The organism is [Flexibacter] sp. ATCC 35103 (assembly GCF_001975985.1).
In the GTDB taxonomy this organism is placed as follows: domain Bacteria; phylum Bacteroidota; class Bacteroidia; order Flavobacteriales; family Flavobacteriaceae; genus Flavobacterium.
The window spans coordinates 197,513-203,988 of the sequence record NZ_MTQF01000012.1; the positions used below are offsets into that span (position 1 = coordinate 197,513).

The 6,476-nt window shown below is 33.9% G+C and carries 4 protein-coding genes; all 4 read left to right on the plus strand.

Going from position 1 to position 6,476, the window contains the following annotated elements:
- The first annotated feature begins 75 nt into the window (after positions 1-75).
- The 4 genes from BXU01_RS21615 (at position 76) to BXU01_RS21630 (ending at position 6,397) form a co-directional block, all read left to right on the plus strand.
- Positions 76-1,062, plus strand: coding sequence for a hypothetical protein (locus BXU01_RS21615; protein WP_083695440.1), 987 nt, complete (start codon positions 76-78; stop codon positions 1,060-1,062).
- A 196-nt stretch (positions 1,063-1,258) separates the two neighbouring features.
- A complete protein-coding gene (locus BXU01_RS21620) occupies positions 1,259-3,211 on the plus strand; it encodes a PKD domain-containing protein (RefSeq protein WP_083695443.1) in 1,953 nt (650 codons plus the stop codon).
- A 137-nt stretch (positions 3,212-3,348) separates the two neighbouring features.
- Positions 3,349-6,099 carry a CHAT domain-containing protein gene (locus BXU01_RS21625; protein ID WP_255373820.1) on the plus strand — a complete coding sequence of 917 codons (2,751 nt, stop codon included), beginning with the start codon at positions 3,349-3,351 and terminating at the stop codon, positions 6,097-6,099.
- Entirely contained in the window at positions 6,062-6,397 is a 336-nt protein-coding gene (locus BXU01_RS21630) for a retropepsin-like aspartic protease (RefSeq protein WP_255373821.1), read from the plus strand. The genes BXU01_RS21625 and BXU01_RS21630 overlap by 38 nt, the downstream gene beginning before the upstream one ends.
- Positions 6,398-6,476 lie beyond the last annotated feature (79 nt).

The window sequence follows — 6,476 nt, forward strand, 5'->3', positions numbered from 1 at the left end:
TAGAAATACAATTAACAACCAGAATCTGAGAACCACTTGAAAATAATCAGGGCAGATTTATAAAAACTAGAAATCATGAACACAAATTTTAAAAAATTCGGACTTTTATTTTTATCAGTTATCACTTTCATCAGTTGCGATAATAGCGATGGTGATGACAGCAATGTTAACATTCCGCCAACCGGAGCAGCTTTTAAAAGCATAAGCGAAAAAGGAGTATCATCAACAAAACAGCGATTTACGATCATGGCCGGAGATGGTGTTAAAACCATAATATCTGCAAAAGGCGTAAAACTAAACATTAACGGAGACTGCCTTACTAAAAACGGAGTTGCCGTAACGGGCGCCGTAGACATTGAATACATCGAACTTTTTGATAAAGGAACTATGCTGGTGACCAACAAACCAACAATGGGAGTTATGCCTGACGGAAAGAAAAACTTACTGATTTCAGGAGGCGAGTTCTTCATCAAAGCTACGCAAGGCGGAGTAGAACTTAAAACTTCTTGTTCTATGAATTTAATTGTACCAACTGCCTTAACAGATGGATTAGACAATGCAATGACTTTATGGAATGGAGTAATTGATGATAAAGGCGAATTAGCCTGGGAACAGCCTAAACCAAATGCTGACGGAACTGGTGGAAAAGGCGGTGTTCAAGGCGAAGGAACAAATTATTATGTAACTTTTGGAAACTTTGGCTGGACAAACGTAGACCGTTTTTACAGTGATCCAAGACCTAAAACGACCATTCTTGCTGATGCACCTGATGGTTACGACAACAATAATAGTGCAATTTACTTATCATATGATGGCGAAGGAAACAACGCATTGGCAAAACTTGACACCTATACCGCAGCAGGATTATTTAGCGAACATTACGGACAAATACCAATTGGTTTAAAATGTCATGTGATTTTTGTAACAGAATTTAATGGTCAATGGCGTTATGCGATCAAAGCGGTAACCGTTGCTGCAAACGATATTTACACCTTTACTTTAGCCGAAACAACAATTGGTACCGAAGCGCAACTAGTAGCGGCAATCAATGCTATTCAGTAACTTACAAAATACTTTTAAGAAAAAGTGGTGATTTGCTCATCACTTTTTTTTACATTTAATCCAGTTTTCAAATTTAATTCTGATGATTTTAAGAAGCTAATCCTGCTCCCGAAGCTTCGGGACGTTGAAATCTTTTCCTTCCTAAAGAAGTCAGGAAAAGGATTTCCACTACTATCAGGGCTAAAAACCACTAGTTATGAAACCACTATCATCTATCTTCTTTCTTCTTTTATCTCTATTCTCTTTCTCACAAACCAAAGTAAAAGACACCATAACCCGAAGAGCCAATATTGGTTTGATCCAAAACGGAAACGTTATTACTTACAAGCCCGAAACACCGCCATTAATACCAATTGCTGGCGCTCCAAAACCAAGTTATTCGTATTTATGGGAACTGGGCGACGGACATTATAGTAAAGAAGCGGAACCCAAACATGTCTATAAAAACAAAGGAACTTATACCACAAGACTTGCCGTAACCAACAATTACGACAACGGAAAACCTCCTGCAACACGACCAAAAAAAGTAGCCGTAAATGATATTACCGACACTAATTATAAAGACATCGCTTCAATCGCAGACCAAAACGGATTTGCGATTATAAAAAACTGCGATCCTATTCCGGATCAGGAAATGGTAGTCGTAGTAGGTTATCAAAATATGGAGAATTATGTCGCAAGCGGAAAGCTTTATTTGTTTTATAATGAGAAACAATTTAAGAACAATAATTTCGAATTGGTCGATTTCAGGACTTATGCAAACGAACGTGAAGTAAAAGAAAAAACTGTTGCTTCGGTAAACGATCTTGAGGATTCTGATCGGTATTTGGCTTCCGCCGAAAATAATTTCAAAATCAAAAAATATAGAAATACAACTACTGAAGAAAATCTTGATGCTTCATTATTAGATGCTAATAAAACTTATCATAACGTTTCGGTTTTAGAATTTGATGATGCTAATCCGGGTGAAACGCACAATGTATTTTATACGTTTAAAACCACTCCGGAAATGATCAAAGATACCAGCGCAACTGTTACTATGCGAGGTATTTTTGTACCCAACAGAAGTTATAAAAACCACAAAATAAAAAACCTCGAAATGGAAATCGTAACTTCTCACGATCCTAACAAAATGGGATCTAACGGAAGTTTTATGAATTATAGATTGGTGCGTTTTAAACGAGTAAATTTTAAAACCCGTTTCCAGAATAATGGTGAAGGTCCTGCACGAATGATCAGGCTGGAAACAGATGTTCCGGATATGTTCGACAAGAAAACTTTTCAGGTTGAGGATATGTACCCAAAATGTCCTATTTGTCCAAAAGATGAAGTTCCTACCGTGAGTTGTCTTGATACAATTATCAAGAAAAATCAAATTTTCTTTACGTTCAAAAACATTTATTTACCCGGAAGCGAGCAAAAAAATGTACACGAAAAAGACAGTACAAAAGGCTTTGTAAAATACTCTATGAAATTTGCCGAGGATTTTCATAAAGTAAAAACTAAAAGCCGTACCGCAATTATCTTTGATAAAAACGAACCTATAATTACTAATTACGCCACAACCCGATTCCTGCCCGGAATTTCGATTGGTGCAAAAGCAGGTTATAATGTGTATCCTGATCTCGAAAAATCGACCAGTTATTTTGTGGGCGCGACTATTTCGCCTTTTAAATCGTATCGTTTTTACTGGCAAGCCGAATGGTTAAACGCTATCAACAAATACGAAGATGCTGCAACAGTTGTCGATCAAAATGTGGTAAACCCAAATGGTGTAAAACAATTTCAACGCACGACAACCACCACCGAAAACAAAAGCGTAAACTGGGAAATTCCGGTTTTGATAAGATATAACATTAATAATTATATTGGAGTTGGTGCCGGAATTCAGGCGAATTTTGATGTTTCATCAGAACAAACGATAAACAAAAAAATTGAAAGCTTCGAAGGCGGAACCGATCAGTTTTTAATGGATACGAGAACCGAATCAAGTTCGGAGAAAAATTCGTTTGCCAATTTAAAAACAGGGGTTTTATTCGATTTAACATTAGGTTTCGCGAGAATCGGACCGAGTTTGGGCGCACGATATGTGATGAATTTTGAACAGAATTTCAACTATTTCCAGTTTTACGGAATCTGGAAATTTTAGAGTTATTACACAGAGATGCACGAAGATTTTCACAAAGATTCGCAGAGAATTTGCCACGAATTCACGAATTTTATTTTTATATAATAATTCGTGAATTCGTGGCGAAAAAACTTTAAAGCTATGCACAGCAAATTAATATGAACTTATATAACTTATATGGTTTAATTTTTCTTTTTATAAATCTGACTGTTTTCGGACAGAGTCCGGAAGATAAAATATACAATGCGGTTGATGTTTTTGTGGCAAATCCTTCGGCGAAAGCCATAGAAAACTTAAACCGGATTGAAGCTGATTTTTGGAGGAATCCAAAACCTAAAACCAAAGATGAATTATTGGCGATTGTAGTTCTAAATTGCAATAAAGCCTATTATGAAAACCAATTCGGGCAAACCGAAAAAGCAATTTCGAGCTACGAAAAAGCCTGGCAAATTTATCAGAAAAACAAACTGAACAGTTATGATATTATCGAATATTGTCTGAAACCTTTAGGCAATTTATATACGGTTTTGGGCGATTATGACAGCGCAGAAAACACGATAAAGCAATACTTTTTTATTGTAAATACTTCTAAAAATTATCCTGACGCTCCAAAACAAAAGTTTGCTGCAATTCTGAATTTATCAAATGTGTATCAGAGTTCCGGTAAAATTTCTTTGGCAATCGAATTATTAGAAAATACTCTAAAAACAGAAAAACTATCCAACTCGCAGAAAGGGATTTTATTGAATAATCTGGGAAATAGTTATTTGCTTAATTCTACTGGAAATTTGATGAGACCTGAAAATCATCAGAAAGCTGAAAACGCATTTCAATCTTCAATAAAGTATTTACAAAACGAAAAAAATCAATCAGAAACTTTATCGAATTCTTATAGAAATCTTTCGTCGTTAAACAGACAATGGCAACGATTTGAGATTGCCAGTTCTTATTTAGAAAAAGCAGAAAAACTCTTTTTACAAACTCCCAGTCAACAACCAAGAAAACTAGCTAAACTTTATCACGAAAAGGCTTTATTACTTTTTGAAGAAAGAAAATATGTTGAAAGCGAAAAGCAAATCAAAGCTATTTTTAGAATTTTAATTCCTAATTACAATTCCCAAAATATACTTCCAAATCAAAATCAATTGTATGCCGAAACAGTTTTGATTGACGCGCTCGATTTGCAGGCTGAAATTTTAGAATTAAAACAGCCTACAAAAGCACTTCAGGCTTTTGGACTTTCATTTTACATCGAAAATTTATTGATGAATTCTTTGATTTACGAAAACGCTAAAATTATTGCACAATTGCGATCACGTAATCGCACAGAAAAGTCTATTTCTATTTGTAATCGATTGTATCAAAAAGAAGGCAAAATCAAATATTTAGAAGAAGCTTTTAACCTTTCTGAAAGAACAAAATCTGGAATATTGCAACGTTATCGTTCGAATATTAAGAATGCTTCCGCAGAAGAAAAACAGTTTTTACACCAACTTCAAAACTTAAATAATGCTATTTTAAAAGAACAGCAGAAAGGTGATTTGGCTAATATTTCAGCAATAAATAAGTTTATAAAAAAACAAAACGAATTGATGCTTTTGCTAAAAAAAGTGCAATCAGAAAACCCCAATTATATTCCTGAAAAATACGATTTAAAAGCCTTGTTTTCGAAATTAGAAAAAGACAAAGCAATACTGGTTTATTATTTTATGGGATTTGAGAATCAGTATTGTTTTACTTTGCAAAACAATCGAATTTCATTAAATCGACTTCAGGTTGGTGACGGAAAGATTTATAATATTATACATTTTATAAATTACTTCAATGATTCAAATTCAATTACGAATGACATTTCGGGCTATAATCATTCTGGAAAAATAGCTTACGATTTATTAAAACTACCCTATAATTCTGTTTACCAAAACCTCATCATTGTTCCCGACGGAATTTTAAATTTCCTGCCTTTTGAAGCTTTGATTACGCAAGAATCATCAACAACCAATTTTGCCAAAATGCATTATTTATTGAATGATTTTGAGATTGCTTATAATACTTCGGCAACTATGTATTTTAATTCTAAACCAATTTCAAGATCCGAAAAAACAGTTTTGGGAATTTTCCCCATTTTCGAAAAAACCGCTTTTGAATTGAGTTATTCGAAGAAAGAATTAGAATCTATCAAAAGTAATTTTAAAGGAAAATATTTAAAAAATGCAGAAGCGAGTTTTTCTAACTTTAAAAATAATGCCAACCAATATTCGATTTTACATTTAAGCACACACGCTTCTTCGGGCGATATCGAAACTCCGGCAAGCATTAAATTCTATGATCAGGAAATCTTATATTCAGAATTGTATAACTTAAATATTAATCCTGATTTAGTGGTTTTAAGTGCCTGCGAAACGGGAATTGGCAAACTTTATAAAGCCGAAGGTGCGATGAGTGTGGCGAGAGGTTTTCAGTTTGCGGGAGCCCAAAATTTATTGTTCTCTTTATGGAAGGTGAACGATTATACGACATCGGTTTTTATGACTGATTTTTATAAAAATATTAAAAACAATGTTCCGTATTATGAAGCTTGTACGAATGCTAAAATTGCTTTTTTACAAGATAAATCAATCCCAAATACTAAAAAATCACCTTATTACTGGAGTTCGTTTGTATATTATGGTTCGATTTCTCAAGAAGAAAAATCAACAAATTATATCTTTTATATGATTAGTTTATTGATTGTAATTGGTTTATTTTTGGTTTTCAATCGCTATCAAAATGGAAAATCTTCACGAGGTTCTCAAAAAAGAGAAATACAAAAAAATAAAATTCAAGGTTACCAAAACGCAACATCTTTTAATAAAAGCCAAAATCAATGGTGTGTCCGGGAATTTTATTTTAGATACCGGTGCATCTAATTCCTGTGTAGGATTTGAAAGCATTGAACGTTTTGAGTTAAGTGCAAAAAAATCAAAAACAAAAGCTTCAGGCGCTGGTGGAACAGGCATGAGAACGCAAATTTCGGCAAACAATAACTTGCAACTCGGAAGTTGGAAAAATCTGGATTTTAGTCTTGTAATTTTTGATCTTTCGCATGTAAATAAAGCTCTGGAAGCTTATAAGGCGAAACCTGTTCATGGCATTATTGGAGCCGATATTCTACTTGAAGGTAAGGCGATTATAGATTATTACAATCATTATTTGTATTTGAAATAATACTTATAAATTCCAATAAATAAATTCCAAATTCCAATCTGACGTTATAATATAAGCCATGAGTTGTCCTGAAAAAGGT